Here is a 25913-nt window from a genome sequence, read left to right on the forward strand (position 1 = left end):
GGGAGGTCGGCGCGGAGCGCCGGGTGGGGGCTCTCTCCTCATTGGGAGTGCCCCTGTGCTGAGAGAACCCTCTCTCCTACCCTCTCCCGCAAGCGGGAGAGGGAGCGCACTTTCCTCGGGGCGACGATCATGCGCCAAAAAAGCGATCAGCCGTTGAACGCGGCCTGCGCTTCCGGCAGGTCCCAGATCTTGCCGATCGCGGCGGTGCCGGCCGAGATGATCGCCGCCTCATCGGCGCCGAGATAGCGGCCGGCATCGATCAGCACACGACCGTCGACCATGACCTGATCGATATTGGCACGGTTGGCTAGCGCGATCAGCGCGCGGCGGGGATCGAACAGCGGCTGCAGATGCGGATGGGTGAGGTCGACAACGGTGAGATCGGCGGTGGCGCCCGGCTCGATGCGCCCGAGGTCCGGGCGCTTGATGACGGCGGCGGCGACAGCCGTGTTCGCTTCGATCAGCTCCGGCGAGTTCGCGACGTCGGGACGCGCCGAGGTGATCTTTGAGATCAGCGAGGCGGCATTGAGTTCGCCGAGCAGGTCCATGTTGTAGCCATCGGTGCCGACCACGGTGCGCACGCCGTGCTCGGCGAAGCGGCTGAAGGCAGCGGTGATGCCGGCGCGCGCGAAGACGCGCGGGCAATTCAGCACGGTCATGCCACGCGTAGCCATCAGCTTGAGGTCGTCGTCGCTGCTGAACATGCAATGTGCCGCCATGAGGTCGGGCGCCAGCAGGCCGAGCCAGTCCAGATATTGCGCCGGCGTGCGGCCGCCATAGCGCTTGCCGATGGTCTCGACCTCGGCGCGGCTCTGCGCCATGTGCGTCGTGATGGGCACCCCGAGTTCGCGCGCCCGCGCCGCGCAGGCCTTCAGGAGATCGGGGCCGCAGGTGTCGGTCGCATGCGGGCTCATCGCAAGGCTGATGCGGCCGTCGCCGCGATTGTGCCAGCGCTGGTAGAGCGCATCCCAGGTCGACATGTCCGTGGCGCCGTCATCGCCGGAATAGCGCACCACGCCGTCCGGGCCTGCTTTGGCGTCGGATGTGGAGAACAGATAGGGCGCGCCGTAGAAGCGGATGCCCATCTCCTCCGCCGCGTTGAACATTTCCGGAATCGAATTGCGGAACGGCTCCATCACCGTGGTGGCGCCGCCCTTCAGGAGTTGGAGGATGCCGAGCCGCGCCACCGCGAGCCGCTCTTCCGCCGACAAGATCTCGGCGCCGCGTTTGGTCAGCGGCAGCAGCACCGTATAGACGATGCTCTGGTTGTTCTTGCGGCCGTTGCCGTCTTCGGTGTGGCTGCGCGCGACCGCCTCGGAGAAGCAGTGATTGTGCAGGTTCAGGAGGCCCGGCAGCACGAAGCGGCCGGGACGATCATAGACCTGGTCCGCGCTTGGCCTGTCGCGCGTGATTGCCGCGATCCGCTTGCCCTCAACCAGGACCCAATGGTCGCGCAGCACATCCTGCGCGCCGTCTTTCCGTGACAGCACATAGCTGCCGAAAATTGCTGTGGTGCTCATGCGGGACGCACGTTCCAGAAGACGGCGGTGCCGTCGAGAATGCCGGTGATGGCCTTGCGATAGGCCGTCGGCTGCTTGTACAGGCCGATCGGAATATAGGGGATTTCCTCGAACGCGACCGCCTGGATCTCGCGGCAGATGCGCTGCTGCTCGGCGAGCTCGGAGGCCGCCAGCCACTGGCTGCGCAAGGGCCCCATCTTCTCGCTCGCATACCAGCCGGCGACCTTGCCTTCGCCGCGGATGTTCGTGTTGCCGGCCGGGTTGAGCCAGTCGATGCCCTGCCAGTTGCCGACCGCCGCACTCCAGCCGCCCTGCCCAATCGGATCTTTCTTGAGCTGGCGCTGCAGCACCACCGCAAAATCGAGCCCTGCATATTCGACGTTCATGCCGGCCTTGCGCAAGCTGTCCACCGCGATCTCGCCGAGCGGCTTCTGTGCCAGCGAATTGGTGGGGACGAGCACCACGATCTTCTCGCCGTTGTAGCCGGCGGCCTTGAGATCGGCCTTGACCTTGGCGTAGTCACGCGGGCCACGCAACGCATCGAGGCCAACGTCGCTCGCCATTGGCGTGCCGGGCGCGAAGAAGCCGATCGGCGAGACCTGGAAGGCGGGATCGGTGCCGGCGACCGCGGTCATGAACGCGGACTGGTCGATCGCACCGAGCAGGGCGCGCCGGATGGCGGGATTGTCGAACGGCGGCTGCAGGTGATTGAGGCGCAGCATGCAGGCGTAGCCGCGGGGATCGAGGATGCGCGTCTCGATGTCGCCGGCAGCCTTGATCACCGGCAACAGATCATGCGGTGTGGTCTCCTGCCAATCCTGCTCGCCGGTCTGGAGCGCGGCGACGCCGGTGCCGGCATCAGGCGTGGTGGTCCAGACCACGCGGTCGTAGTGCACGATCTTCGGACCCGCGGTCCAATCCGGCCTGCCGTCGGTGCGCGGCTGGTAGCGCTCGAATTTGGCATAGGCGTTGCGGGCGCCCTGCACGCGCTCGTCGGCGAGGTAGCGGAACGGGCCACTGCCGATCACTTCGGTCAGCGGCTTGAACGGATCCTGGCTCGCCAGCCGCTCGGGCATCATGAAGCAGGCATTGATCGCGGCCTTGCCGAGCGCCTGCGGCAGCAGCGGGAACGGGCGCTTGAGGCGAAAACGGATGGTGCGGTCGTCGGCAGCCAGCAGCTCGGCCGTCGCCTCCAACAACTCGCCGCCAAAGCCGTCGCGCGCGGCCCAGCGGCGGATGCTGGCGACGCAGTCGCGCGCGAGCACGCGCCCGCCGTCGTGCCAGAACAGGCCGTCGCGCAATGTGAGATCCCATTGCAGCCCGTCAGCGGAGACGACATGGCCCGACAGCATCTGCGGCGAGACCTGGAGCGAGGAGCTCATGCCAAAGAGCGTGTCGTAAACCATGAAGCCGTGGTTTCGCGACACCTGCGCGGTGGAATAGATCGGGTCGACGAAGGCAAGGTCGATCACGGGAATGAAGCGCAGCGTGGTCTGAGATTCGGCACGCACGACGCCCGGCAATGAAAGCGCCGGCACGGCGGCGGCTGCCTTGAGCAGCGAACGGCGGGAGATAGGCACTAGTTGAGAGCTCCTGATTTGACCATAGCGGAGGTGCGCTCCCTCTCCCGCTTGCGGGAGAGGGTTGGGGAGAGGGTGTCTCCGCAAGCGAGGACCCCCAAGAGGAAAGAGCCCTCACCCGGCACTACGCGCCGACCTCTCCCGCGCGCGGGAGAGGTGCAGCGAGTACGTGGCCCGAGCAATGTGAAAAAGTCGAACTGCATCGTTTCTTCTCACGTGTTCAACAAGACCGCGCCCAACGCGGCCGCGACGGCCTGCTGTGCCGGCTCGAGCACAGGCACGCCGATCGCTTCCGCAATCGCCGCACGGTGCGAGGCCATGCCGGCGCAGCCCATCACCACCACATCGGCGCGGCATTGCGTGACCAGGGCGCGGCCGGCTTCGATCAGGCGACCACGGATGTCCCCACCCGCCGTCTCCGCCGCGCTCGCGCCGACCGACCAGCTCCCGGCATAGCGGCTGTCAACGCCCATGACCCGCACCATGCGTTGCTGGCGGCGGATGCTCGACGGCGACAGCGCGATGACGCCAAAACGTTCGCCCAGCATCAGCGCGCGAAAGATGCCGCATTCGGCGATACCCAGCACCGGGCGCCCGCCGGCCGCCTCGCGCACCGCATGCAAGCCGGGATCGCTGAAGCAGGCGAGCACGAAGGCATTGGCATCGTCGCGCGTGACGCGGTTCACCAGCGGCATGACGACGCTGTCGGCATCGCGCTGCGAGCTGATGCCCGGCGGCCCCTCGGCAAGGCCAACCACCTCGATCTCAGGTCCGCCGGCTATACGCAGCGGCGCGACCGCGTCGTCGATCGCCGCCGTCACCGATGCGGAGGAGTTCGGATTGATGACGAGGATGCGGGTCAACGGTTGCCGGCCTCGTGGCGCAGGAAGTTTTCCGCGATCTTCTCGCCGGTCGTGATCCAGACATCCGGGCACGACTTTGCGTAGGTCAGGAACTCGCGCAGCAGCCGCAGCCGCATCGGACGGCCGCTGCATTGCGGATGCAGCACCGTCGTCACCATCGCGCCCCAGTCGCGAACTTCGTCGAGCTCGTCCTTCCATATCGAGAGCACATGCTCTTTCGGGAAGATCGAGCGCGGGCTGAAACGCGCGGACAGGCCGTGCATCCAATCGTCATAGCTCGCCGTCACCGGCAGCTCGATCGTGCCGGGCTTGCCGTCGGCGAGACGATGGCGATAGGGCCTGACGTCGTCGCGGAACGAGGACGTGTAGACGATGCCGTGGCGCACCAATGCGACGCGCAGCTCCTCGGTGAACTCGCCGTAGGGCGCGCGATAGCCGGTCGGCTTGACGCCGAGCCGGCGCTTCAGCACCTCGAAGCCGCGCTCCAGCTCCTCCTCGATCCAGGGATCGCCGGGGTCCGGCAGAAGATGATGATAACCGTGATGGCCGATCTCGTGGCCGGCCTTGAGGATGGATTCGGCCATCGCCGGATGCGCGTCGACCGACCAGCCCGTGACGAAGAACGTCGCCTTGAGATCGAGCTGGTCGAGCAGCTCCAGCAGTTTCGGCGTGCCGACGCGCGCCTCAAAGCCGCCATAGCTCATGGTGATCAGCCGCTGCGCATGCATCGCGTCCTTGCTGGTCCAGGCGCTCTCCGCGTCCACGTCGAACGACAGGAACATCGCGGATGTGTACGGCCTGGGCCAGGGATATTCCGGCGCGGGATCCGCAGTGTTGGCCGGAACGAGCGGGATGCTCTGGAGTGCCTTACTGTCCAGCATTGATGGTCGCCTTTTCGAGTGCGTTGTCAGTCAGTTTCCATTTGGCGAGCAGGGTCTTGTAGGTGCCGTCAGCGATCAGCGCGTCGACCGCTTCGAGCATGGCCTGCTGCAATGCCTTCTCCTTTGCCGGCAGGGCAATGCCGGTGAATTGCTGCGCGATGGGCTCGCCCACCGTCGCGTAGGTGCCGGGCTCGAGGTCCATGATGTAGGGCAGCGTCTCGTTGCCCTGGGCGGCGGCATCGATGCGGCCCTGCCTGAGCTGGGTGCGCGCGTCGGCCGAGCCGTCCGTGCCGACGAACTGGATCGGATTGCTGCCACAATTCTTCTCGCTCCAGGCCGCGATCTGCGCCGGAAACATGGTGCGGCGGCTCGCGCCGACCTTCTTGCCGCAGAGCGCCACCGCATCCTTGAATTCGGCCTTGCGCGACGCTTGCACGAAGAACTGCGGACCGCTTCGCAAGTAATCGACGAAGGACGCGACCTCGTGCCGGCTGGCATAGTCCGTGAAGCCGGACAGGATGGCGTCCACCCGCCCGGTCGAGATCGACGGCATGAATTCGGCAAAGCTCGTCTCCTGCCATTCGATCTTGACGCCGAGCTTGCGGCCGATGGCTTCGCCGAGATCGATGTCGAAGCCGGACAGCGCGTTGGTGGCGGGATCGCGGAACTCCATCGGCGGATAGTTCGGCACCAGCGCGACCTTGAGGCTGCCGCGCTTGGCGATCTCCGCCGGCAATTCAGCCGCCATCGCCGACGCATGCATGGCGCCCAGGAATGCCGTCGCAACCAAAAGTCTCTTCATCACTACGCCCCCTGTCTCAGATCACAGCCGATAGAAATGCCTTGGTGCGCTCCTCGCGCGGTGCGCCCAATACGTCGGACGCACGCCCCTGCTCGACGATCGCGCCCTGGTCCATGTAGACGACGCGGTCGGCGACCTCGCGCGCGAAGCCGAGCTCGTGCGTGACCACCATCATGGTCATGCCGCTCTTCGCCAGTTCCTTCATCACCGCGAGCACCTCACCGACGAGTTCGGGATCGAGCGCGCTGGTCGGCTCGTCGAACAGCATCAGCATCGGCTTCATGGCGAGCGCCCGCGCGATCGCGACGCGCTGCTGCTGACCACCGGAGAGTTGTGCCGGATAGGAGCCCGCCTTGGCCGCAAGCCCAACGCGACGGAGCAGCTCGATCGCTTCCGCGCGCACCTCATCGGCTTTGCGCCCCTGAACCTGGATCGGGCCCTCGGTGATGTTCTCCAGCGCGGTCTTGTGCGGAAACAGATTGAAGCGCTGGAACACCATGCCGGTCTTCAGCCGCTGCCGGCCGATCTCGCGCTCGGTGAGTCGACGCAGCCGTCCGCCCTGCTCGCGCACGCCCAGCAGCTCGCCCTCGAGCCAGATGCCGCCGGCATCGATCGTGGCGAGCTGGTTGATGCAGCGCAGCAGCGTCGTCTTGCCGGAGCCGGAGGCGCCGATCAGGCACATCACCTCGCCGGGCCAGACGTCGAGCGAGACGTTCTTGAGAGCCTGGAACTCCCCGAAATTCTTGCTGACGGAGCGGATCGCGACGAGGGGTCTTGTCATCGCGCAAGCCGCAATGTGCCGCGCGCAAAGCGGCGTTCGAGCAGCATCTGGAGCGGGGTCAGGATCGAGACCACGAGCAGGTACCAGAGCCCGGCGACGATCAGGAGCTCGATGACGCGGGAGTTTGCGTAGTAGATGTTCTCGGCGTTGTGGAGCAGTTCGGGATACTGGATCACGCTCGCGAGCGAGGTCGCCTTCACCATTCCGATGAACTCGTTGCCGAGCGGCGGAATCACCACGCGCATCGCCTGCGGCAGCACGATGCGGCGCAGCGCGCGCAGCCGCCCCATGCCGATCGCCTGCGCCGCTTCATATTGCCCGATATCGACCGACAGCATGCCGGCGCGCATCACTTCCGAGGTGTAGGCGCCCTGGTTGATGCCGAGCCCAAGCAAGGCGGCGAGAAATGGCGTCATGACGTCGACGGCGCGTGCGGACCACAGGCCGGGGATGCCGATGGTCGGAAACACCAGCGCGAGATTGAACCACAGCAGCAATTGCAGGATCAGCGGGGTGCCGCGAAACAGCCAGGTGTAGCCGGCCGCCACCGTCTTCAGCACCGGATTGGGCGACAGCCGCATGATCGCGACGACGATGCCGAGCACGATGCCGAGCGCCATCGCCAGCACCGCCATCACCATGGTGTTGACGATGCCTTCGAGAATGACCTTTGCGGTCAGGAAGCGGCCGACATAGGACCATTCGATCTGGCCGGCCGCGAACGCGCGCGCAATCGCCGCCAGCACGAGGACGATCAGGGCCGCGCTGAACCAGCGAAACCAGTGCGGCTCGCGCGCGATCTGCATTCCCGACAGATCGGGAAATCCGTCCGCGAGTGCCGGAGCCGGCTTCATTGCGGCGCCGCGTTCAGCATGGGCTGGGCGACAGCGTTGGCACCTAAGCCCCATTTGTCGAGAATGGCCTTGTAGGTGCCATCGGCGATCATCGTCGCGAGCTTCTCCGTCACGACCTCGCGCAGGGCCGCATCGTCCTTGCGGAACATGATGCCTTGATAGCCCTTTGCGAAGGGCTCGCCGACAACGCGGTATTTCCCGGGCTCCTGCGTCTGCGCGTAGGGCAGCGTCTCGCTGCCCTGCACGGCGGCGTCGATGCGGCCCTGCTTGAGCTGGTTGCGGACGTCGATCGAGTTCTCGCCCGGAACATATTGGATCGCCGGCTTGCCGGCTGGCTCGCAATTCTGCTTGCTCCACTTCTCGATCTCGACCGGGAAGCTGGTGCTGCGGGTGGTGCCGACCTTCTTGCCGCAGAGATCGGTCGCATCCTTGGCCCCGCTCTCGGCCATCACGAAGAACTGCGGCCCGGTTGCGAGGTAGTCGACGAAATCGGCAGTCTCGCGCCGCGAGGCGCGATCGGAGATGCCGGAGATGATGAAATCGGCGCGCTTGGTCTGGAGCGAGGGGATCAGCTCGGCGAACGGCGTCTCGCTCCAGACGATCCTCAGCCCGCCAAGCCGCTTGGCGAGCTCTTTAGCGAGATCGATATCTAGCCCGACCAGCTCGTTGGTCGCGGGATCGCGATATTCCATCGGCGCGTAGGTGGAATTGACCGTGAGCTTCAGCGTGCCGGCCTGCTTGATCTCCGCCGGAAGCTCGGTCGCCTGCGCCGACGTCACGGCAGCCAACGCTGCGAAGGCAAGCAAATGCGAGAGGCGTGTCATGTCAGCTCCTTTGCCAACGCCGCGATCGACCGTGTGAAATCAATCCGCGTCGAGAACGGCCGGCTCGATGACGCCGGCGCGCTCGGTAATCACCCTGTATTGCTCGGGCCGCCGGTGGGCGGCGAAATTGAACATCTTGTCCTTGCCCTGGCGGCAGAGGTCGAGGTCGATGTCGGCGACGATCACCTCGTCCGCGAGCGTCTGGGCCTGCGCGACGATACGGCCGTTGGGATCGACGATGCAGGAACCGCCGATCAGCCCGGAGCCGTCCTCCTCGCCCGCCTTGGCCACCGAGATCGCCCAGGTCGCGTTCATGTAGGCGTTGGCCTGCGTCACCAGCGTCGAGTGGAAGGTACGCAACGCGCCGTCTTCGGTGGCGCCACCATTTGGATCATAGGCCGCCGAATTGTAGCCGATGCAGACGAGCTCGACGCCTTGCAGGCCGAGCACGCGCCAGGATTCCGGCCAACGCCGATCGTTGCAGATCATCATGCCCATGATGGCGTGGGCCCAGGACGAGCCGGCGCGGAAGGCGGGAAAGCCGAGATCGCCATACTCGAAATAGCGCTTTTCGAGCTGCTGGTAGCGCGCGCCCGGACGCGGCTCGACCGACCCGGGAAGATGCACCTTGCGGTAGCGGCCGAGAATCTCACCGTCGCGATCGACCAGGATAGAGCAGTTGTAGCGCCGGCCGTCCGGCGTCAGCTCGGCATAGCCGACATAGAAGCCGACGCGGAGCGCACGCGCCCGCTCGAACAGCCTTGCCACCGCCGGGTTCGGCATGCTGCGCTCGAAATACTGGTCGAGAGCCTCGCCTTCGAGCAGCCAGCGCGGGAAGAAAGTGGTGAAGGCAAGCTCGGGAAACACCACAAGGCTCGCACCGCGGCCGGCCGCCTCCTCCAGCATGTCGAGCATCCGCGACAGCGTATGCTCGCGCGTATCGGCTTTTTGCGTCGGCCCCATCTGAGCGGCGGCGGCGCGAAGGACACGAACCAAGTTTGCCTCCAATCTATGCGCAGTGCTGCCTCAATGGGCGAATGAACCCTTTGATACGACGCGCAGATCCGCCGCCATTACGGGCGAGCGGGGCTACAAAATCAATTCGCTCTGCTATGATGTTTTGGCCCTGAGTATAATCGGCAGTGATATGAACCTGCGTCAGCTCGAGATTCTGCGCGCCGTCATCCGCCACCGCACCACGGTTGCGGCGGCGGACGAACTGGCGCTGTCGCAGCCCGCGGTGAGCAACGCGCTAAAGACGATGGAGGCGCAGGCCGGCTTCGCGCTGTTCGAGCGCGTCAACAACCGGCTGTTTCCGACCGCCGAAGCAATGGCGCTCTACAAGGAGAGCGAAGCGATCTTCGCCTTGCACGCAAAGCTCGAGAACCGCGTGCGCGATCTGCGCGAGAACCGCTCCGGACATCTCGCCATCGTGGCGACACCGCCGCTCGCCTACAGCATCATCCCTTCCGCGCTGTCAGGCTTCCTGCGCCGTCGCCCGGAGACGCGCGTGTTCTTCGACGTGCGCCGCTACGAGGGCATCATCGAAGGCGTGCTCAGCCGCGTCGCTGAGCTCGGCTTCGCCCTCGGGCTGACGCATCATCCCGGCATCGCGCATGAGGTGGTGCATACCGGCGAGATGGTGTGCGTGGTGCCGCCGCAGCATCCGCTCGCCGACAGGCCGGTGATATCCGCGTCCGATCTTTCCGGCCTGCCCTTCATCGGGCTCGAGCGCGGCACGCGGCTTGGCGAAGCCGTGCGCGACAGCTTTGCCCGCGCCGGTGCGCCGTTCCGTCCGACTGTCGAGGTGCGCTACTGCAACACGGCCTGTGTGCTCGCGGCCGCCGGCGTCGGCGCTGCGGTGGTCGATCCGTTCTCACCGCGGCAGAACGGCGGCAGCGGCCTCGTCGTTCGTCCGTTCACACCGACGACGCAGGCGGTCGCCTATATGCTGTGGTCGGAAGCCGAGCCGCTGTCGCGTCTGGCAAAGGCCTTTCTCAACGAGGTCCGCAAGGAGAGCGCGCTGCTCGAGCGCACAGCGCCGCACCAGCAACATGGGGCAGAAAGCGACTGAGCTTGCGATCACACGCGCAACCTTCTACCCGAGGCGCACATGGCACGCATCACGATCATCGAGACCGGGCTCGTTCCTCGAGAGCATCGCGAACGCCACGGCTCGTTTCCCGACATGTTCGCGCGCATGATCCGCGCCGCGGACCCCACAGCCACGGTCGACGTGATCAGCATCCCGAATGGCGATGCGCTCCCCGACCCACGCAAGGTCGAGGCCATCCTGATCACCGGCGCGGCCGCCGGCGTCTATGACGAGCTGGCCTGGATGGCGCCGCTGGAGGATTTCGTGCGCAAAGCTTACGTCAACCAGACACCGATGGTCGGCGTCTGCTTCGGCCATCAGTTGATCGCGCAGGCGCTCGGCGGCGTCGTTCGAAAATCGGAGAAGGGCTGGGGCATCGGCCGGCACGTTTATCAGGTGCTGCCGGAGAACGGCGTGATCGACGGCGAAACAATCGCCATTCCCTGCTCGCACCAGGACCAGGTGATCGAGGCCCCGAGCGACGCGCTGACGATCCTCTCGTCCGACTTCACCCCGCATGCCGGCCTGCTCTACGCCAACGGCACGACGCTGACCGTGCAGCCGCATCCGGAATTCGATGTAGCGTTCGCGGAAGTTTGCTGCGAGTTGCGCGACGGCAAGGTGCCGGAGGATGTCGTGGCCACGGCGAGGGCGTCGCTGGCGGAGCCGATGGATAATGCGAAGCTCGGTGGCGCGATCACGAGGTTCCTGGCGAGGCGCACCGTTTGATTGCAGTGCCCGCGTCGGCCGACTCTTCCCTTCTCCCCTTGCGGGAGAAGGTGGCGCGAAGCGCCGGATGAGGGGTTCTATCCACTCGCTGGACTGTTCGTGAGGATAGAGACCGCTCACCCGCCGAACTTCGCTCGGCACCCTTTCCCACAAGGGGAGAGGGTGAAGCAGGCCGCCGGTAGAATTCAGAACGGATCCGTCCCCAGCCCCGCCACGTCAGCAGGCCTTGGCCCCGGCGCCGGCCAGTGAAACCGGCGATCCTTCTCCGCGATCGCGATGTCGTTGATGGAAGCCTCACGCCGCTTCATCAGGCCGTGCTCGTCGAACTCCCACTGCTCGTTGCCGTAGGAGCGATACCACTGGCCGCCGGCATCGTGCCATTCGTACTGGAAGCGCACCGCGATGCGGTTGCCGTCGAAGGCCCAGAGGTCCTTGATCAGCCGGTAGTCCTGCTCCTTCTCCCATTTGCGGGTGAGGAACGCGACGATGGCCTCGCGGCCCTGAAACACCTCGGAACGATTGCGCCAGCGGCTGTCCTCGGTATAGGCGAGCGACACACGCACCGGATCGCGTGAATTCCAGGCGTCCTCGGCCATGCGCGCCTTCTGCGCGGCGGTCTCTCTTGTGAAGGGTGGAAGCGGCGGGCGCGACATGATGGCCTCATCGGTTGATCGGGCCGTGAATTTATCGCCCCGATTGGCGGAGTCGATAGGCCACCACAAATCAGGCGATCACTTATCGGGCGATCACGAAATCAGATCAGCCTTCATCAGCGTGCGTATCGACTTCGGAATCGGCTGGGCGCGACCGCCGCTGATGAAGGCAACGCGGACCTCGGCCTTCACCAGCACATCGTGGCCGCGCCGCACCTCCTGCGCCAGCATGATGGACGCCCCCTTCACCGCGACCGGCCAGGTCACGACGTCGAGCACGTCGTCCATTCGCGCGGGCCTGAGAAAATCCAGATGCATCGAGCGGACGACGAAGGCAAAGCCTGCGCCCTCCGTCTCGACCTGCTCGAACAGCGCCTGCTGCTCGGCGCCCATCAGCCTGAGATGATTGGTGCGTCCACGTTCCATGTAGCGCAGATAGTTGGCGTGATAGACGATCCCCGAGAAATCCGTGTCCTCGTAATAGACGCGGACCTGCATGTGGTGGCGGCCGTCGCGGATCTCGCCGTCCAGATGGGCAGTCACGTCGTGAGCCTCTTCGCTTGTCGCTGTCGGCCCGTTTTGCGCAAAAACCGCGGTCCGCGCAAGCGTGTTAGGACACAACCGGCGCGGTCTGCCCCAGCCTCACCTCGACGATCTCCGGCGGCACCCCGACGCGGAGCGGCATGATGCTGCAACCGAGGCCACCGGAGATGATGACGTCGCATTTCAGCCTGACATGACCATAGGCGAGGCGGACGCCATCCTGCGGCGGCACCGCGGGGGACCAGCCGAGCAGGCGGACCTGGCCGCCATGGGTGTGGCCGGACAGTTGCAGCGCGACACGCGCCGGCACGCGCGGCGCGATATTGGGCTCATGCGCGAGCAGGATGACGGGCGCATCGTCCGTGACCTTGGCGAGCGTCGCGCTGAGATCGTCGGCGCCGAACCGCGCCATGCCGCGAAACCGGCGCGCCGGCAGGAACGCGAGTTGATCGCCGAGTCCGGCGAGCCAGAACGGGCGGCCGTCCTTGGTGAGGCGCACGGCGTCGTTCTCGTAGACGGGGATGCCGGCCGCTTCCAGCGCGCGGTGCGCGACGGTCACCCCCTGCCCGGCCCGTTGCACGAGCCTGTCATCCCAATAGTCGTGGTTGCCCATGACGGCGTGGACGCCGAGCGGCGCCTTGAGGCCAGCCAGCACGCGTGCCCATTCGCTGCACGGAATGATGCGCGTGACCTGATGCAGGCCGGCGACATAATCGCCGAGCAGCACGATGAGGTCGGCGTTCAGCGCGTTGGTGCGGTCGACGATGGCCGCGACCCGGTCGAGCGGCATCCAGGGATCGCAGGCGTGCAGGTCGGCGATGACGGCGATCTTCAACGGAAGATCCGCCGGCCATTGCCGCGGCGCCGGATGATAGCGGGTGACGCGGAGCCGCAGCATCGGCTCGACGCCGACGCCATAGGCGGCGGTCGAGACGCCGAGGGCGGACAGGCCGCCGATGGAACGGATGAGATGACGGCGCGTGATCATGGAAGCTCGTTTCCGATACAGCTCCTCGATGCGATGCGATTGAAGCGGAATTGGGATGCGCTCGTGCAGATCGTCTGCATCCGCGTGCAGACGCCTGCACAGGCATCACCAGCGGCTCTCGCCGACCAGTGCATCCAGCCGCGTCTTCAATTCGTCCGACGCCCGGTAGTACCAGACACCGCCAAGCAGATCGCGAAAACGTTCATTGACACGCGCCTCACGCTCGATGCGGTCGATCGTGCCGGTGCTGATCACATCTTCGAGGGGGCCTGCGGCCAGCAGCGACAGCAACACCGGATTGGCCTCGATCTTCAGGATCTCCAGGATCAGGTCGATCATTCGGTCGGGATCGTCCTCGCGCAGGTCTCGCTCGAAATCCATGATCGCGAACAGATTGTCGTCCTGGTCGCGCTCCGATTTGGAATATTGCTCGACCCAGGCGCGCGCGAGCCTGGCGGTCGACATGTTGGCGAAATCGAGCAGCTCGCGCGGCGTGCGCTGCGCCAGGTGATCGGCCTGCCAGGCCTTGCTGTCGGCAAGTCCTGCAACACGTGACATCAAGGGGTCGTCGGGATCGACATGCACGCCACCGAGCAACCAGCGCAACCGGTCATTGTGCCCGGCCTCGTGCTCGATGCGCGCCATCACCTCCTCGCCGTGTGCGTAGAGCAGCGCCAGCAGGAATTTGTCGTTGAGCTGCATCACGGTCGGCTTGTCCGCCTCGGTCGTGAGCACCTCCAGCACGAGCTCGAGCGCCTGTTGCGGCCGGCGGTGCGGCAGACGATCGAAATAGAGTTTCAAGGCCCAGATGCTGCCGACCTGGTCGCGCCGGCTGACGCGTTGAAGCGCGCACCACATCGACGCCAGCTCAGCGAGCGGCATCGGGTCCAGGAACGCCTCGGTCTCATCAGGCGTCTGCAGCTGCGGCGCAGCCGCGATGACCTCGAGCAATCCAGCGTCGTCCGTCAGCCCCATTCTTCCCACTCCAATCCGTGTGCGAGAGCGGCGATGCCGTGCGCCGCGCATCGGATTAGTGATGGGATTGAACCGGCGGGTTCACCGGTTGCGGCAGTCAGTCGTCCTCGGATTGGTCGGTGCCGAACAGGCCGAACTGGGCCGGATCGCGGTTGGGTTCAGCGAGGCCGAGATGGCGGAAGGCGTGCGAGGTGAGCAGGCGGCCGCGCGGGGTGCGCTGGAGATAGCCGCACTGGATCAGATAGGGCTCGATGATGTCCTCGATGGCATCGCGCGGCTCGGATAGCGCGGCGGCCATCGTCTCGACACCGACCGGACCGCCACCATAGTTGAGCGCGATGGTCGAGAGATAGCGGCGGTCCATGGCATCCAGCCCAGCCGCGTCGACCTCGAGCGCGCTCAGCGCGTGGTCGGCGATCTTGCGGTCGATCTTGTCGGCATCGGCCGCGGAAGCGAAATCGCGCACGCGCCTGAGCAGCCGCCCGGCGATGCGCGGCGTGCCGCGGGCGCGCCGCGCGATCTCGTTGGCGCCGTCAGCGGTCATGCCGACATTGAGCACGCGCGCGCCGCGGCTGACGATGCTTTCCAGTTCCTCGATGGTGTAGAAGTTGAGCCGGACCGGAATGCCGAAGCGGTCGCGCAAGGGATTGGTGAGCAGGCCGGCGCGCGTGGTGGCGCCGACTAGGGTGAATTTCGACAGCTCGATCTTCACCGAGCGCGCCGCCGGGCCCTCGCCGATGATGAGGTCGAGCTGAAAGTCCTCCATCGCAGGATAAAGCACCTCTTCCACCGCGGGGCTGAGGCGATGGATCTCGTCGATGAAGAGCACGTCGCGCTCTTCGAGATTGGTGAGGAGTGCAGCAAGATCGCCGGCCTTGGCGATCACCGGCCCCGAGGTGGCGCGGAAACCGACGCCGAGCTCCTTGGCCACGATCTGCGCCAGCGTGGTCTTGCCAAGGCCGGGTGGACCGACGAACAGCACGTGATCCAGCGCCTCGCCACGCTTGCGCGCCGCCTCGATGAAGATCGAGAGGTTCTTGCGCGCCTGCTGCTGTCCGACGAAATCGGACAGCGATTGCGGACGCAGCGCGGTGTCGCCCACATCATCGCTGCGGCGCTCGGGCGAAACCATGCGGTTGGCCTTGGGATCGCTCACTCAGCGAACTCCTCGTAGGGTGGGCAAAGGCGCCCTAGGCGCCGTGCCCACCATGTCTCCGATCATTCGAAAGATGGTGGGCACGCTTCGCTTTGCCCACCCTACGAGATTGACCATTGACGCGCTCACTTCGCGAGCTCCTTGAGGCCCAGTCGAATGAGCTGCGCGGTCTCGGCATTCTCGCCCGCACTACGCGAGGCCGACGCGATCGCCGCAGCCGCCTGCGGCTGGCCGTAGCCGAGATTGACCAGTGCGGAGATCGCATCCGCCACGGGCCGCGGCGCGCGCTGGTCGTCGACGGCGCCGGCGAGATGCACGACCGCCGGATCGACATTGGCGAAGGCCGGCGCCTTGTCCTTCAACTCGGTGACGATGCGCTCGGCGACTTTGGGGCCGACGCCGGGCGTGCGCGCCACCGCCGCCTTGTCGCGCAGCGCAATGGCATTGGCGAGATCGGCCGGCGCGAGCGTGCCGAGCACGGCGAGCGCAACCTTGGCGCCGACGCCCTGCACGGTCTGGAGCAGGCGAAACCATTCGCGCTCCTGATCGGTGCGGAAGCCGAACAGTTTTATCTGGTCCTCGCGGACGTAGGTCTCGATCGACAGCACGGCCGCTTCGCCCGGCGACGGCAGATGCTGCAAGGTGCGCGACGAGCAATGCACCTGATAGCCGACACCGCCGACGTCGAGGATGACGAAATCCTCGCCGTAGGAATCGATCAGGCCCTTGAGCTTGCCGATCATCTCAGGTCCCCGGTCGCGACACACGCTTCTCTTTCGTCATGGCCGGGCTTGACCCGGCCATCCACGTCTTTGCCCCCGGCAAGAAAGAACGTGGATACCCGGAACAAGTCCGGGCATGACGGCGGTGACAGGGAACGACCGATCATATCCCCACCACCTTCAGCCGGAGCGCGGTGCTCTGGCGGTGATGGGCGTGGGTGATGGCGATGGCGAGCGCGTCGGCCGCGTCGGCGGACGGCGGCTCGGCTTTCGGCAGCAATATCTTCAGCATCATCGCGATCTGTTGCTTGTCGGCGTGACCGGCGCCGACCACCGTCTTCTTGACCTGGTTCGGCGCATATTCGGCGACACTGATGCCGAACATTGCGGGCGCCAGCATGGCGACGCCGCGGGCCTGGCCGAGCTTCAGCGTGGCAACGCCGTCCTTGTTCACAAAGGTCTGCTCGACCGCGGCTTCCATCGGCTGGTGGTCGGAGAGAACGGCCGCGAGCCCCTCATGGATCGCGAGCAGGCGGCTCGACAGCGGCAAATCGTCCGGCGGCTCCACCGAACCGCAGGCCACGTAGATCAGCCGGTTGCCCTCGGCCTCGATCACGCCCCAGCCGGTGCGGCGCAGGCCGGGGTCGATGCCGATGATGCGAACGGGGCCACGAATCGGGAGCGCAGTCATGGGCCAGTGATAGCGGCTGGCCGCCGCGGGGGAAACAGAAACAGAACGGAAGTAACAGAGGAAGTGGGGTCTCGTGCCCCGGGCGCGACGCAGCAGCGTTTCACGCTGCAGCGCGTCCGGGACGCGAAAGCGCCTACCCGCCCATCTTCGCCATCAGTGCGTCGGACACCTCGAAGTTGGCGTAGACGTTCTGGACGTCGTCGTGCTCGTTGAGCAAATCCATCAGCTTGAAAAGCTTCTCGGCGGTCTCGTCATCGACGGCGACCGTGTTCTGCGGCTTCCAGATCAGCGCGGCCTTGCGCGGCTCACCGAACTTGGCTTCCAGCGCCTTGGCGACGTCGCGATAGCCTTCGGTCGAGGCGTAGATCTCGTGGCCGTTCTCGCCCGAGATCACGTCGTCGGCGCCGGCCTCGATCGCGGCATCCAGCATGGCGTCGTCGGAGGCGACGCTGCGGTCATATTCGATGACGCCCGTGCGGTCGAACATGAACGACACCGAGCCGGTTTCGCCGAGATTGCCGCCGGACTTGGTGAAGAAGGAGCGGATGTCGGAAGCGGCGCGGTTGCGGTTGTCGGTCAGCGCCTCGACGATGACGGCGACGCCGCCAGGGCCGTAGCCCTCATAGCGGATCTCGTCATAGTTCTCGCCGTCGCTGCCGAGCGCCTTCTTGATGGCGCGTTCGATATTGTCCTTCGGCATGTTCTCCTGGCGCGCGGCGATCACGGCGGCGCGCAGACGCGGGTTCATGGCCGGATCAGGCGTCCCCAGCTTGGCGGCGACGGTGATTTCCCGCGCCAGCTTGCCGAACAGCTTCGACTTCTGGGCATCCTGCCGCCCCTTGCGGTGCATGATGTTCTTGAATTGGGAATGTCCGGCCATGCGTGGTCTCGTTAAGGAATCGTGCGCCAAGGTGAGCGTGGGAAGCGCGGCCTTATAGGCCGCCAACCCACCGGAATGAAAGAGGCTCTACGACTTTAAGGTAACACCGTACTAGCCCGTGCCTAGAGGTCAGGCACCGTTAACCCTGATTTCATTCCGGGTTGCGAAAATAGCGCCCGACCGTTCTCCGACAAGAGAGGCCCGATGGCGTTCGGAATATTTCGGAAGCGTCTGCCGGACCAGGCTGCGCCTGCGACAGCCCTGGAGGCTCCGCAGCCGGCGGCCCATTCCGCGCCCGCCCCGGCCGCCGAAAGTGATTCGGCCCGGGAAATCCTGGAACTGCTGGAACTCGAGCTAGGCGCGATGATCCGCCAGCTCGAACGCGCCGCCAATTCGGTGGCCGGAGGCGCCGAGGCGACCGCCGCGACGCTTGCCGCCATTCGCGACCGCACCGACGCCCTGACCGGCCGGACCAACGCGGCGCAGTCGACCGCCTCCACCTTCGCCCATGCCGCCGACAAGTTCACCCAGTCCGCGCAAGGAATCGGCGCGCAGGTCCGCAATGCCGGCAAGCTCGCCGACGAGGCCAGCGCCGCGGCGCAGGAAGCCCGCGCCAATGTCGAGCGCCTGCGCGAATCCTCCGCGGCCATCGGCAATGTCGTCAATCTGATCGCACAGATCGCGCGGCAGACGACGCTGCTCGCGCTCAACTCCACCATCGAGGCCGCGCGCGCGGGCGATGCGGGCCGAGGCTTTGCGGTCGTCGCCACCGAGGTCAAGGCGCTCGCGGTCCAGACCCAGGGCGCGACGGAAGAGATCACCAGGAAGATCGACGCGCTCCAGCGCGACGCCGCCGGTTCGGCTGATGCCGTGCACCGCATTTCGCAGGCGATCGAGGCGATCCGCCCGGTCTTCGACACCGTCAACGGCGCGGTCGCCGAGCAGAACGCCACGACCAGCGAAGTCTCCGGAAATGCCGCGAGCGCTTCGGAGTTCATCGCCTCGGTCGGCGAGAGCGCGGCCGAGATCGATGCCGCGACCAAGGCGGCCGAGACCCATGGCGAGAGCGTCGCCAGTGCCGGCAAGGCCGTCACCACTTTTGCTCAAAAGCTGAAATCGCGCTGCGCCGTGCTGCTCGGCCAGAGCGAGCACGACGACCGCCGCAAGACCGAGCGGCTGCCCTGCCATCTCAAGTTCGAAACCACGCGCGGGGTGATGCCGGTCTATGAAATCGCGATGGATGGCGTGCTGATCGGCGGCGTGGATGCAGGCAGGCTCGCACCGCAGGCGATGATCGAAGGCACCCTCGAGGACATCGGCGCCTGCCGCCTGCGCGTGGTCGAGCAATCCAAGGCCGGCGCCCGCGCGCAATTCGTTGGTCCCAGCGCCGCGCTCGGCGAGAAGATCGAGGACAAGCTCTGGTCGATCCATGAGGAGAACACGGAGCTGGTCACCCGTGCCATGGAGGCCGGCAATGCGCTGACGAAGATATTCGAGCAGGCGGTTGCGCGCGGCGAGGTCAGGATGGAGGACCTGTTCGACACGGACTACGTGGAAATTGCGGGCACCAATCCGCAGCAATACCGCACGAAATATCTGGACTGGGCCGACCGCGCCCTGCCGCCGTTCCAGGAAGCCTTTCTGGCGAGGGAGCCGCGGATGGCGTTCTGCGCCATGGTCGACCGCAACGGCTTCCTGCCGGTGCACAACAAGATCTATTCGCATCCACAGCGGCCGGGCGACGCCGCCTGGAACACGGCCAACAGCCGCAACCGGCGGATATTCAACGATCCGGCGGGGCTGGCTGCCGCGCGCAACCTGCGCTCGTACCTGGTTCAGAGCTATGCGCGCGACATGGGCAACGGGAACACGGTGATGATGCGCGAGATCGACGTCCCGATCCGCGTGCAGGGCCGTCACTGGGGCGGCTTCCGCACGGCTTACAAGCTGTAGCGCTCTCTCGAGTGCACTCTTGGACAAGACACCGGCCGCGAATCATCCTCTAAGCCGAAACTGGAATGGGAATGCCGCCGAGAGCCGATCAACGGCCCTGACTGGAGAGAGCCCGTACATGTCCCAGGCACAGCTTGCAGTATTGGATACCGGATCGAACCGGACGCTCGCCGAGCGGCTGATCGATCAGCTCGCCGACCGCATCGGCGGCCTTGGCGTGGAACTCGCCGACATCGCCGGCAACGTCCAGGAAGTCGCAAGCCGCGTCGCGAGCCAGTCGGAACGGTTCCACCACCTGCAGAGGACGGCCGAGACGATGGTCTCGGCCAACCACGACATCGCCAACGCATCGCAGGCCGTGCAAACGACGACGTCGGCGGCGGTCGGCGAGATCGCGCAATCGCGTAGCGCCGTCGACACCGCGGTCAGCCATATCTCGGAGCTCGTCGCAGCCGTGGAGCGGATCGAGGCGCGCCTGAGCGCCGTCGGCTCGGCACTGGCGCAGGTGGCGAAGGTATCCGGCTCGATCGAGGCGATCGCGAAGCAGACCAATCTGCTCGCGCTGAACGCAACCATCGAAGCGGCACGCGCCGGCAATGCCGGCCGCGGCTTCGCGGTGGTCGCGAGCGAGGTCAAGAACCTCGCGGAAGCCACCCGCCAGGCCACGCACCAGATCTCCGACACCGTGCGCGATCTCGACGGCCAGATCGAAGGTCTGATCGGCGAGAGCAGCGACGCCTCGCAGCGCGCCAAGACCGCCGGCGAAGGCGCCCAGCAGATCTCCGGCATCATCTCACGGGTCCAGCAGGGCTTTGCCTCCGTGGAAGCGGAGATCGGCAGCGTCACGCGCGCGGCGACCTCCAATCTCGGACATTGCGACACCGTCATCAGCGAGCTCGACGAGCTCGCCAAGGGCGTCGACCTGTCCTCGCGCGATCTCAAGAATGCCGACGAGCGGGTGGCGAAGCTGCTCGACGCGTCCGAAGGCCTGATCGCGCTGATCGCCGACAGCGGCGTGGAGACGTCGGACACGCCGCTGATCCGCGTGGTGGTCGAGACCGCCAAGCGCATCTCCGCCGAATTCGAGGCTGCGATCGACCGCGGCGAGATCACGCTCGACCAGCTCATGGACGAGAACTACCGGGAGATCCCCGGCACCGATCCAAGACAGTACCTCACCGACTACGTCGAATTCACCGATCGCGTGCTGCCCGCGATCCAGGACCCGATCCAGAAATCGGATCCGCGCATCGTCTACTGCGTCGCCTGGGCAAGGAGCGGCTATCTGCCGACCCACAATCCGAACTACCGCCTGCCGCAGGGCAAGGACCCGGTCTGGAATAACGCCAATTGCCGCAACCGCCGCCTGTTCACCGACCGCACGGTGAAGAAGGTCGCAGGCAGCACGAAGCCGTTCCTGCTGCAGACCTACCGCCGCGACATGGGCGGCGGGCAGTTTGTGCTGATGAAGGATCTGTCCTCGCCGATCGTGATCCGCGGCAGGCACTGGGGCGCCTTCCGGATGGGTTTTCGCCAGAGCTGACGACCGTTGCGCGACGGCGCTCCCGCATCCCCAAGATAAAAAGCTCGAAAACAACCCCATGCACAGTAGCCGGAGTGTACGAAATCAATGGCTTAGGCGTGCGCCAAGAGGGCGATCAAATCAGACCTGGTCGCGGGTCACCTCTTCCCCCGACGTGGAGATGATTCGAGTGCTGGGCGGAATGCGCCCCACACTTGACCCGTCAGGCAAAACAGGGGCATAATGCGACTATTCCGAAATGACTGCGCAGCCCCTCTGACCGCTCCCCTGTAGTCGGATCAAACAGGCGCGATGACATCATCGCACGTTGGGTAAAGCGCGATGAGATCAGGTCTGATTGCGACCTCAAAGGTGCACTCCCTCTCCCGCTTGCGGGAGAGGGCCGGGGAGAGGGTGTTTCTGCAATGGGACACTCCCCAAGAGGAAAAAGCCCTCACCCGGCGCTTCGCGCCGACCTCTCCCGCAAGCGGGAGAGGTGAACGAGCCGCCGCGGTCATCGATTCAACCTAAAGCCATTCCGCTTTGGTGCAACGCAGATCCGCCCGACTTTCACAATCGCACGAGTTTCGTCTTCGCATGATTTTGCGCGTTCGCACGATCATATGCGGCGGTCGATGACGCACGCGATGAAAATGCGTCAAAACATGACGATTATCATATCAGTTGGCCCAAAACCTTTGCAGCAATCGCCGCACAAATTCGTGAACGTCATGGCCTCACGCCTCGTCCGCGCAAATATGCATTGCCGGAAATTTCGACGCTTCATCGTTTCGCATCGATATGATTATCGTCGCGCAAAATTCGTCGACGTGATCGCCGCAAGCGATCGCCGAGCAAGGGAATGCATATGGCAACTGTTCTCACCATCAATGGCGAAACGAAATCCTTCGACGCGCCACCTGAAATGCCGCTGCTCTGGGTGCTGCGCGACATCCTCGGCATGACCGGCACCAAGTTCGGCTGCGGCATCGCGCAGTGCGGCGCCTGCACGGTGCATGTCGACGGCAAGGCGGTGCGCTCCTGCGTGCTGCCGGTGAGCGCGGTCGAGAATCGCACTGTAACCACCATCGAGCATGTCGGCAGCACGCCGGCCGGCGCCAAGGTGCAGAAGGCCTGGCTGGAGGCCGAAGTGATCCAGTGCGGCTACTGCCAGTCCGGCCAGATCATGGCGGCTGCGGCGCTGCTGGCGACGACGCCGAATCCTGACGATTCCGACATCGACGCCGCCATGGCCGGCAACATCTGCCGCTGCGGCACCTATGTGCGCATCCGCGAGGCCATCAAGCAGGCCGCCAACGGCCGCCAGTCCTGAGGTTCGCCATGAATGCACATCACAGCGTCTCCCGCCGCGCGTTGCTGACCGGCGGTCTCGCCACCGGCTTCCTGCTCGCCTTCCATCTGCCGCTGCGCGCGGCGGTCAACGAGCCGGTGCAGCCGCGCGACACCACCGAGGGCAGGTTCGCGCCCAATGCCTTCATCCGCATCGACGAGACCGGCCGCACCGTGCTGATCATGCCGCAGGTCGAGATGGGCCAGGGCACCTATACCTCGATCTCCGCGGTGCTCGCCGAAGAGCTGGATGCCGACTGGAGCAAGGTCGAGGTCCAGCACGCGCCGCCTGACGACAAGCTCTACGGCAACCCAACCTTCGGCCTGCAGGTCACCGGCAACTCCAACTCGATCCGCGCCTGGTGGCTGCCGCTGCGCAAGGCCGGCGCCACCGCGCGCGCGATGCTGGTGCAGGCGGCTGCCGCGGAATGGGGCGCCGATCCGGCAAGCTGCACAGCCGCCAAGGGGGAGGTCGCGCATGCAGCGAGCGGCCGCAGGCTCGCCTACGGCACGCTGGCGCTCGCAGCCCAAGGTCAGACGCCGCCGAAGGACGCTGCGCTGAAGGACCCCAAGGATTTCGTCATCATCGGCCAGCCCTTGAAACGGCTCGACACGCCGGACAAGGTCAACGGCAAGGCCGTCTACGGCATCGACGCGATCCTGCCCGGCATGAAGTTCGCGACCGTCGCCGCCTGCCCGGTATTCGGCGGCAAGGTCGGCAAGGTCGACGACAGCGCCGCGGTGAAGCTTCCCGGCGTGCGCAAGGTCGTCGTGCTCGAGGACATGGTCGCCGTGATCGGCGATCACATGTGGGCGGCCAAGAAGGGGCTCGAAGCGCTCAAGATCGAGTGGGACGAGGGGCCGAACGCCGAGATCACCACCAAGGACATCTGGGACGACCTGCGCAAGGCCAGCCAGAAGGACGGCGCAGTCGCAAAATCCGACGGCGACATCGCCAAGGCGCTCGCGAGCGGCGACAAGTTCGAGGCGGCCTACGAGCTGCCCTTCCTGGCGCACGCCTCGATGGAGCCGATCAACGCCACGGTGCACGTGAAGCCCGACTCCTGCGAGATCTGGACCGGCACGCAGATCATGACGCGCGTGCAGTCGGAGGCCGCGAAAGCCGCGGGCCTGCCGATCGACAAGGTGATCGTCAACAATCACCTGCTCGGCGGCGGCTTCGGCCGCAAGCTCGAGCCTGACATGGTGGTGGCGGCGGTGAAGATCGCCAAGCAGGTCGACTATCCCGTGAAGGTGGTATGGACCCGCGAGGAGGACATCCAGCACGACGTCTACCGCCCGGTCTATCGCGACCAGATCAAGGCGTCGCTGGTCGACGGCAAGGTCGCGGGGTGGAGGTACAAGGTCGCCGGCTCCGCCGTGCTGGCGCGCTGGCTGCCGCCGGCGTTCCAGAAGGGCATCGACATCGACGCGATCGACGCCGCGGTGGATGCTCCTTACGACTTCGCCAACTTCCATGTCGAATATGTCCGCGCGGAGCCACTGTCGGTGCCGACAGGTTTCTGGCGCGGCGTCGGCCCGAACAACAACGTGTTCGCGGTCGAATGCGCGATGGACGAGCTCGCGCGCAAGGCGGGCAAGGACCCGATCGAATTCCGAAAGTCCATGCTGACGAAGAATCCGCGCATGCTCGCGGTGCTCGACCAGGTCGCGGAGAAATCCGGCTGGGGGCAAAAGCTGCCGCCGCGCGTCGGCCGCGGCGTCTGCGTGCAGCCGTCATTCGCGAGCTTCATCGCAACGGTGGTGGAGGCCGAGATCGACGACATCGGCGAGATCACGCTCCGCCGCATCACCTCGGTGGTCGACACCGGCATTGCCGTCAACCCCGACACCGTGAAGGCGCAGATCGAGGGCGGGCTGATCTTCGGGCTCACGGCCGCACTCTATGGCGAGATCACCATCGACAAGGGCCGCGTGCAGCAGTCGAACTTCCACGACTACCGCATGATGCGCATCAACGAGACGCCGAAGATCGAGGTGATCGTCGTCAAGAGCGGCGAGGCGCCCGGCGGCATCGGCGAAGCCGGCGTCAATGCCGGACCGCCGGCGCTACGCAACGCGATCTATGCCGCAACCGGCGTGGCGCTGCGGCGCCTGCCGATCGATCGGAAACTGCTGGCTGCGGGGAAGAAGGCATGAGCGGCAAGATGCGTATCCTCGCAGGTCTCGTTGTGATCGCCATTGTCGCGGTGGCGCTCGGCGTCTTCATCATCCGCGGACCCGGTCCGCTCGACTTCGCAGGCGACACGAAAGTGGCGCTGGCGGATTACCGTGCGGGCAAGCCGACCGGCGTGCCGGCGAAGCTGGAGAAAGCCGGCATCGTCGAGCGCGGCGAATATCTCGCCAAGGCCGCCGACTGCATGGTCTGCCACACCAAGCCGGGCGAGAAGGAGTACTCCGGCGGGCTCGCCTTCAAGCTGCCGTTCGGCACGCTCTATTCCACCAACATCACGCCGGACAAGGACACCGGCATCGGCAATTACAGCGACCAGGATTTCCTGAACGCGGTCCAGCACGGCAAGCGCCGTGACGGCGCGCGGCTCTATCCGGCGATGCCCTACACGTCCTACACCTTCATGACCGACGAGGACGTGCTGGCGGTGAAAGCCTATCTGTTCAGTCTGCCGGCGGTGCGCGCGAAGGCACCGGACAACACGCTGTCGTTCCCGTTCAACCAGCGCTGGGCGATGATCGTCTGGTCGGCGGTATTCAATCCGGACACGCGCTTTGCGCCCGACACCTCGAAGAGCCCGGAGTGGAACAGGGGCGCGTATCTTGCGGAGGCCTTGGCGCATTGCGGCGAGTGCCACACCCCGCGCAATCTCGGCTTTGCGCTGGACAACCGCAGGAAGTTCGCCGGCGCCATCACGGCGGGCTGGCGCGCCTTCAACATCTCCTCGGACAAGGCCACAGGCCTCGGCAACTGGAGCGACCAGGATCTGATCTCGTATCTGTCGCTCGGCCATGCGCCGGGTCATGGCTCGGCCTCGGGTCCGATGGGTGAGGCGGTCGACCACAGCTTGAGCAAGCTCGCCCCCGAAGACATCCGCAGCATCGTTGCTTACCTGCGCAGCGTGCCGCCGCAACCTTCGCCCGACCTGCCCGCCACCACGGCACCGGTCGCCCCCGCCTCGCACCGCGACGGCGTCACGGCGGACGCCCGCGGCAAGCAGGTGTTCGCCAGCGCCTGCGCCAGCTGCCATGGCTGGAGCGGCGAGAGCCCGGTGTCGCCGATGGCGACGCTCACCGGCACCTGGGCCGTCAACGACCCCGCCGCCACCAATGTCGCGCAGATCGTGCTCTCGGGCACCAAGCGCCACACGCCTGACGGCGCGCTGTCGATGCCCGCATTCGGCAAGGCCTACACGGACGACGAGATCGCGGCGGTGGCGAACTACGTCACGGCGCGGTTCGGAACGAAGGGCTCGAAGCTGACGGCGAAGGACGTGGCGGAGTTGAGGGAGCAGACGGCGGAGTAGCGTATGGCGAGATTGATGCGTGATCGCGCGTCAATTTCCGTTGTCGTCCCG

At 65.9% G+C, this 25913-nt stretch carries 24 protein-coding genes; 7 read left to right on the forward strand and 17 right to left on the reverse strand.

All coding sequences use genetic code 11. The features are described 5' to 3' along the window. Positions 1–146: 146 nt before the first annotated feature. The 9 genes from ACM42_RS20875 to ACM42_RS20915 all read right to left on the reverse strand — a co-directional run bounded on the left by ACM42_RS20875 (position 147) and on the right by ACM42_RS20915 (position 9101). Positions 147–1520 carry an amidohydrolase family protein gene (locus ACM42_RS20875; protein WP_271529694.1) on the reverse strand — a complete coding sequence of 458 codons (1374 nt, stop codon included), beginning with the start codon at positions 1518–1520 and terminating at the stop codon, positions 147–149. Next, positions 1517–3100: an ABC transporter substrate-binding protein gene (locus ACM42_RS20880; RefSeq protein WP_271529695.1), complete on the reverse strand. Its 1584-nt coding sequence runs from the start codon at positions 3098–3100 to the stop codon at positions 1517–1519. Before ACM42_RS20880 ends, ACM42_RS20875 begins: the two co-directional genes overlap by 4 nt. 212 nt (positions 3101–3312) lie before the next feature. Continuing rightward, positions 3313–3963 (reverse strand): aspartate/glutamate racemase family protein, encoded by a 651-nt coding sequence (locus ACM42_RS20885; protein ID WP_271529696.1) that lies wholly within the window; start codon positions 3961–3963, stop codon positions 3313–3315. Next, positions 3960–4844: a polysaccharide deacetylase family protein gene (locus tag ACM42_RS20890; protein WP_271529697.1), complete on the reverse strand. Its 885-nt coding sequence runs from the start codon at positions 4842–4844 to the stop codon at positions 3960–3962. Before ACM42_RS20890 ends, ACM42_RS20885 begins: the two co-directional genes overlap by 4 nt. Beyond that, the gene (locus ACM42_RS20895; RefSeq protein ID WP_271529698.1) at positions 4831–5646 is read right to left on the reverse strand and encodes an ABC transporter substrate-binding protein; all 816 of its coding nucleotides are present in this window, start codon (positions 5644–5646) and stop codon (positions 4831–4833) included. Before ACM42_RS20895 ends, ACM42_RS20890 begins: the two co-directional genes overlap by 14 nt. Before the next feature lie 16 nt (positions 5647–5662). Beyond that, positions 5663–6427, reverse strand: a complete 765-nt coding sequence (locus tag ACM42_RS20900; RefSeq protein WP_271529699.1) for an amino acid ABC transporter ATP-binding protein — start codon at positions 6425–6427, stop codon at positions 5663–5665. Further along, on the reverse strand, positions 6424–7281 hold the full coding sequence (locus ACM42_RS20905) for an amino acid ABC transporter permease (protein ID WP_239627195.1): 858 nt from the start codon (positions 7279–7281) through the stop codon (positions 6424–6426). Before ACM42_RS20905 ends, ACM42_RS20900 begins: the two co-directional genes overlap by 4 nt. Beyond that, positions 7278–8105 carry an ABC transporter substrate-binding protein gene (locus ACM42_RS20910; RefSeq protein WP_271529700.1) on the reverse strand — a complete coding sequence of 276 codons (828 nt, stop codon included), beginning with the start codon at positions 8103–8105 and terminating at the stop codon, positions 7278–7280. Before ACM42_RS20910 ends, ACM42_RS20905 begins: the two co-directional genes overlap by 4 nt. Positions 8106–8144: 39 nt before the next feature. Continuing rightward, positions 8145–9101, reverse strand: a complete 957-nt coding sequence (locus tag ACM42_RS20915) for an N-carbamoyl-D-amino-acid hydrolase (protein ID WP_271529701.1) — start codon at positions 9099–9101, stop codon at positions 8145–8147. 151 nt (positions 9102–9252) lie between these two features. Here ACM42_RS20915 and ACM42_RS20920 point away from each other — a divergent pair, with 151 nt between their 5' ends. Then, a complete protein-coding gene (locus ACM42_RS20920) occupies positions 9253–10179 on the forward strand; it encodes a LysR family transcriptional regulator (protein WP_135165624.1) in 927 nt (308 codons plus the stop codon). A 39-nt stretch (positions 10180–10218) separates the two neighbouring features. Further along, positions 10219–10929: a type 1 glutamine amidotransferase gene (locus tag ACM42_RS20925; RefSeq protein ID WP_271529702.1), complete on the forward strand. Its 711-nt coding sequence runs from the start codon at positions 10219–10221 to the stop codon at positions 10927–10929. A 185-nt stretch (positions 10930–11114) separates the two neighbouring features. Here the strand turns inward: ACM42_RS20925 and ACM42_RS20930 are convergent, their stop codons facing one another. The 8 genes from ACM42_RS20930 to ACM42_RS20965 form a co-directional block, all read right to left on the reverse strand. After that, positions 11115–11582, reverse strand: a complete 468-nt coding sequence (locus ACM42_RS20930; RefSeq protein WP_271529703.1) for a nuclear transport factor 2 family protein — start codon at positions 11580–11582, stop codon at positions 11115–11117. A gap of 93 nt (positions 11583–11675) precedes the next feature. Continuing rightward, the gene (ybgC, locus tag ACM42_RS20935; protein WP_194389883.1) at positions 11676–12125 is read right to left on the reverse strand and encodes a tol-pal system-associated acyl-CoA thioesterase; all 450 of its coding nucleotides are present in this window, start codon (positions 12123–12125) and stop codon (positions 11676–11678) included. Positions 12126–12192: 67 nt separating this feature from the next. Continuing rightward, positions 12193–13113, reverse strand: coding sequence for a metallophosphoesterase (locus ACM42_RS20940; RefSeq protein ID WP_271529704.1), 921 nt, complete (start codon positions 13111–13113; stop codon positions 12193–12195). Between the two features lie 105 nt (positions 13114–13218). After that, a complete protein-coding gene (locus ACM42_RS20945) occupies positions 13219–14088 on the reverse strand; it encodes a DUF6869 domain-containing protein (protein WP_271529705.1) in 870 nt (289 codons plus the stop codon). A gap of 97 nt (positions 14089–14185) precedes the next feature. Further along, entirely contained in the window at positions 14186–15220 is a 1035-nt protein-coding gene (ruvB, locus tag ACM42_RS20950) for a Holliday junction branch migration DNA helicase RuvB (RefSeq protein WP_271529901.1), read from the reverse strand. Positions 15221–15369: 149 nt separating this feature from the next. Then, entirely contained in the window at positions 15370–15987 is a 618-nt protein-coding gene (ruvA, locus tag ACM42_RS20955) for a Holliday junction branch migration protein RuvA (protein WP_131871891.1), read from the reverse strand. Positions 15988–16129: 142 nt separating this feature from the next. Next, entirely contained in the window at positions 16130–16657 is a 528-nt protein-coding gene (gene ruvC, locus ACM42_RS20960; RefSeq protein WP_271529706.1) for a crossover junction endodeoxyribonuclease RuvC, read from the reverse strand. A gap of 133 nt (positions 16658–16790) precedes the next feature. After that, positions 16791–17537 (reverse strand): YebC/PmpR family DNA-binding transcriptional regulator, encoded by a 747-nt coding sequence (locus ACM42_RS20965; RefSeq protein WP_271529707.1) that lies wholly within the window; start codon positions 17535–17537, stop codon positions 16791–16793. Positions 17538–17741: 204 nt separating this feature from the next. On the opposite strand from ACM42_RS20965, the gene ACM42_RS20970 reads away from it, so the two are divergent. From ACM42_RS20970 to ACM42_RS20990, 5 genes are all read left to right on the forward strand, one after another. Next, a complete protein-coding gene (locus ACM42_RS20970) occupies positions 17742–19490 on the forward strand; it encodes a methyl-accepting chemotaxis protein (RefSeq protein ID WP_271529708.1) in 1749 nt (582 codons plus the stop codon). A gap of 118 nt (positions 19491–19608) precedes the next feature. Continuing rightward, positions 19609–21033 (forward strand): methyl-accepting chemotaxis protein, encoded by a 1425-nt coding sequence (locus tag ACM42_RS20975; RefSeq protein WP_271529709.1) that lies wholly within the window; start codon positions 19609–19611, stop codon positions 21031–21033. A gap of 847 nt (positions 21034–21880) precedes the next feature. Next, the gene (locus ACM42_RS20980; RefSeq protein ID WP_271529710.1) at positions 21881–22345 is read left to right on the forward strand and encodes a (2Fe-2S)-binding protein; all 465 of its coding nucleotides are present in this window, start codon (positions 21881–21883) and stop codon (positions 22343–22345) included. 8 nt (positions 22346–22353) lie between these two features. Then, positions 22354–24522: a xanthine dehydrogenase family protein molybdopterin-binding subunit gene (locus ACM42_RS20985; RefSeq protein ID WP_271529711.1), complete on the forward strand. Its 2169-nt coding sequence runs from the start codon at positions 22354–22356 to the stop codon at positions 24520–24522. Then, complete coding sequence (locus ACM42_RS20990; protein ID WP_271529712.1) at positions 24519–25862, forward strand: c-type cytochrome; 1344 nt, start codon at positions 24519–24521, stop codon at positions 25860–25862. The genes ACM42_RS20985 and ACM42_RS20990 overlap by 4 nt, the downstream gene beginning before the upstream one ends. The last annotated feature ends 51 nt before the right edge of the window (positions 25863–25913 follow it).

It is taken from the genome of Bradyrhizobium sp. CCBAU 25338 (assembly GCF_028128965.1).
Taxonomy (GTDB): Bacteria; Pseudomonadota; Alphaproteobacteria; order Rhizobiales; family Xanthobacteraceae; genus Bradyrhizobium; species Bradyrhizobium liaoningense.

Coding starts and splice junctions, on each gene's coding strand:
- ACM42_RS20985 (WP_271529711.1), top strand. CDS start 22,354: ATGAATGCACATCACAGCGTCTCCCGCCGCGCGTTGCTGACCGGCGGT.
- ACM42_RS20900 (WP_271529699.1), bottom strand. CDS start 6,427: ATGACAAGACCCCTCGTCGCGATCCGCTCCGTCAGCAAGAATTTCGGG.
- ACM42_RS20930 (WP_271529703.1), bottom strand. CDS start 11,582: ATGTCGCGCCCGCCGCTTCCACCCTTCACAAGAGAGACCGCCGCGCAG.
- ACM42_RS20895 (WP_271529698.1), bottom strand. CDS start 5,646: ATGAAGAGACTTTTGGTTGCGACGGCATTCCTGGGCGCCATGCATGCG.
- ACM42_RS20965 (WP_271529707.1), bottom strand. CDS start 17,537: ATGGCCGGACATTCCCAATTCAAGAACATCATGCACCGCAAGGGGCGG.
- ACM42_RS20925 (WP_271529702.1), top strand. CDS start 10,219: ATGGCACGCATCACGATCATCGAGACCGGGCTCGTTCCTCGAGAGCAT.
- ruvB (WP_271529901.1), bottom strand. CDS start 15,220: ATGGTTTCGCCCGAGCGCCGCAGCGATGATGTGGGCGACACCGCGCTG.
- ruvC (WP_271529706.1), bottom strand. CDS start 16,657: ATGACTGCGCTCCCGATTCGTGGCCCCGTTCGCATCATCGGCATCGAC.
- ACM42_RS20920 (WP_135165624.1), top strand. CDS start 9,253: ATGAACCTGCGTCAGCTCGAGATTCTGCGCGCCGTCATCCGCCACCGC.
- ACM42_RS20970 (WP_271529708.1), top strand. CDS start 17,742: ATGGCGTTCGGAATATTTCGGAAGCGTCTGCCGGACCAGGCTGCGCCT.
- ACM42_RS20975 (WP_271529709.1), top strand. CDS start 19,609: ATGTCCCAGGCACAGCTTGCAGTATTGGATACCGGATCGAACCGGACG.
- ACM42_RS20940 (WP_271529704.1), bottom strand. CDS start 13,113: ATGATCACGCGCCGTCATCTCATCCGTTCCATCGGCGGCCTGTCCGCC.
- ACM42_RS20980 (WP_271529710.1), top strand. CDS start 21,881: ATGGCAACTGTTCTCACCATCAATGGCGAAACGAAATCCTTCGACGCG.
- ACM42_RS20910 (WP_271529700.1), bottom strand. CDS start 8,105: ATGACACGCCTCTCGCATTTGCTTGCCTTCGCAGCGTTGGCTGCCGTG.
- ACM42_RS20945 (WP_271529705.1), bottom strand. CDS start 14,088: ATGGGGCTGACGGACGACGCTGGATTGCTCGAGGTCATCGCGGCTGCG.
- ACM42_RS20890 (WP_271529697.1), bottom strand. CDS start 4,844: ATGCTGGACAGTAAGGCACTCCAGAGCATCCCGCTCGTTCCGGCCAAC.
- ACM42_RS20990 (WP_271529712.1), top strand. CDS start 24,519: ATGAGCGGCAAGATGCGTATCCTCGCAGGTCTCGTTGTGATCGCCATT.
- ACM42_RS20905 (WP_239627195.1), bottom strand. CDS start 7,281: ATGAAGCCGGCTCCGGCACTCGCGGACGGATTTCCCGATCTGTCGGGA.
- ACM42_RS20875 (WP_271529694.1), bottom strand. CDS start 1,520: ATGAGCACCACAGCAATTTTCGGCAGCTATGTGCTGTCACGGAAAGAC.
- ruvA (WP_131871891.1), bottom strand. CDS start 15,987: ATGATCGGCAAGCTCAAGGGCCTGATCGATTCCTACGGCGAGGATTTC.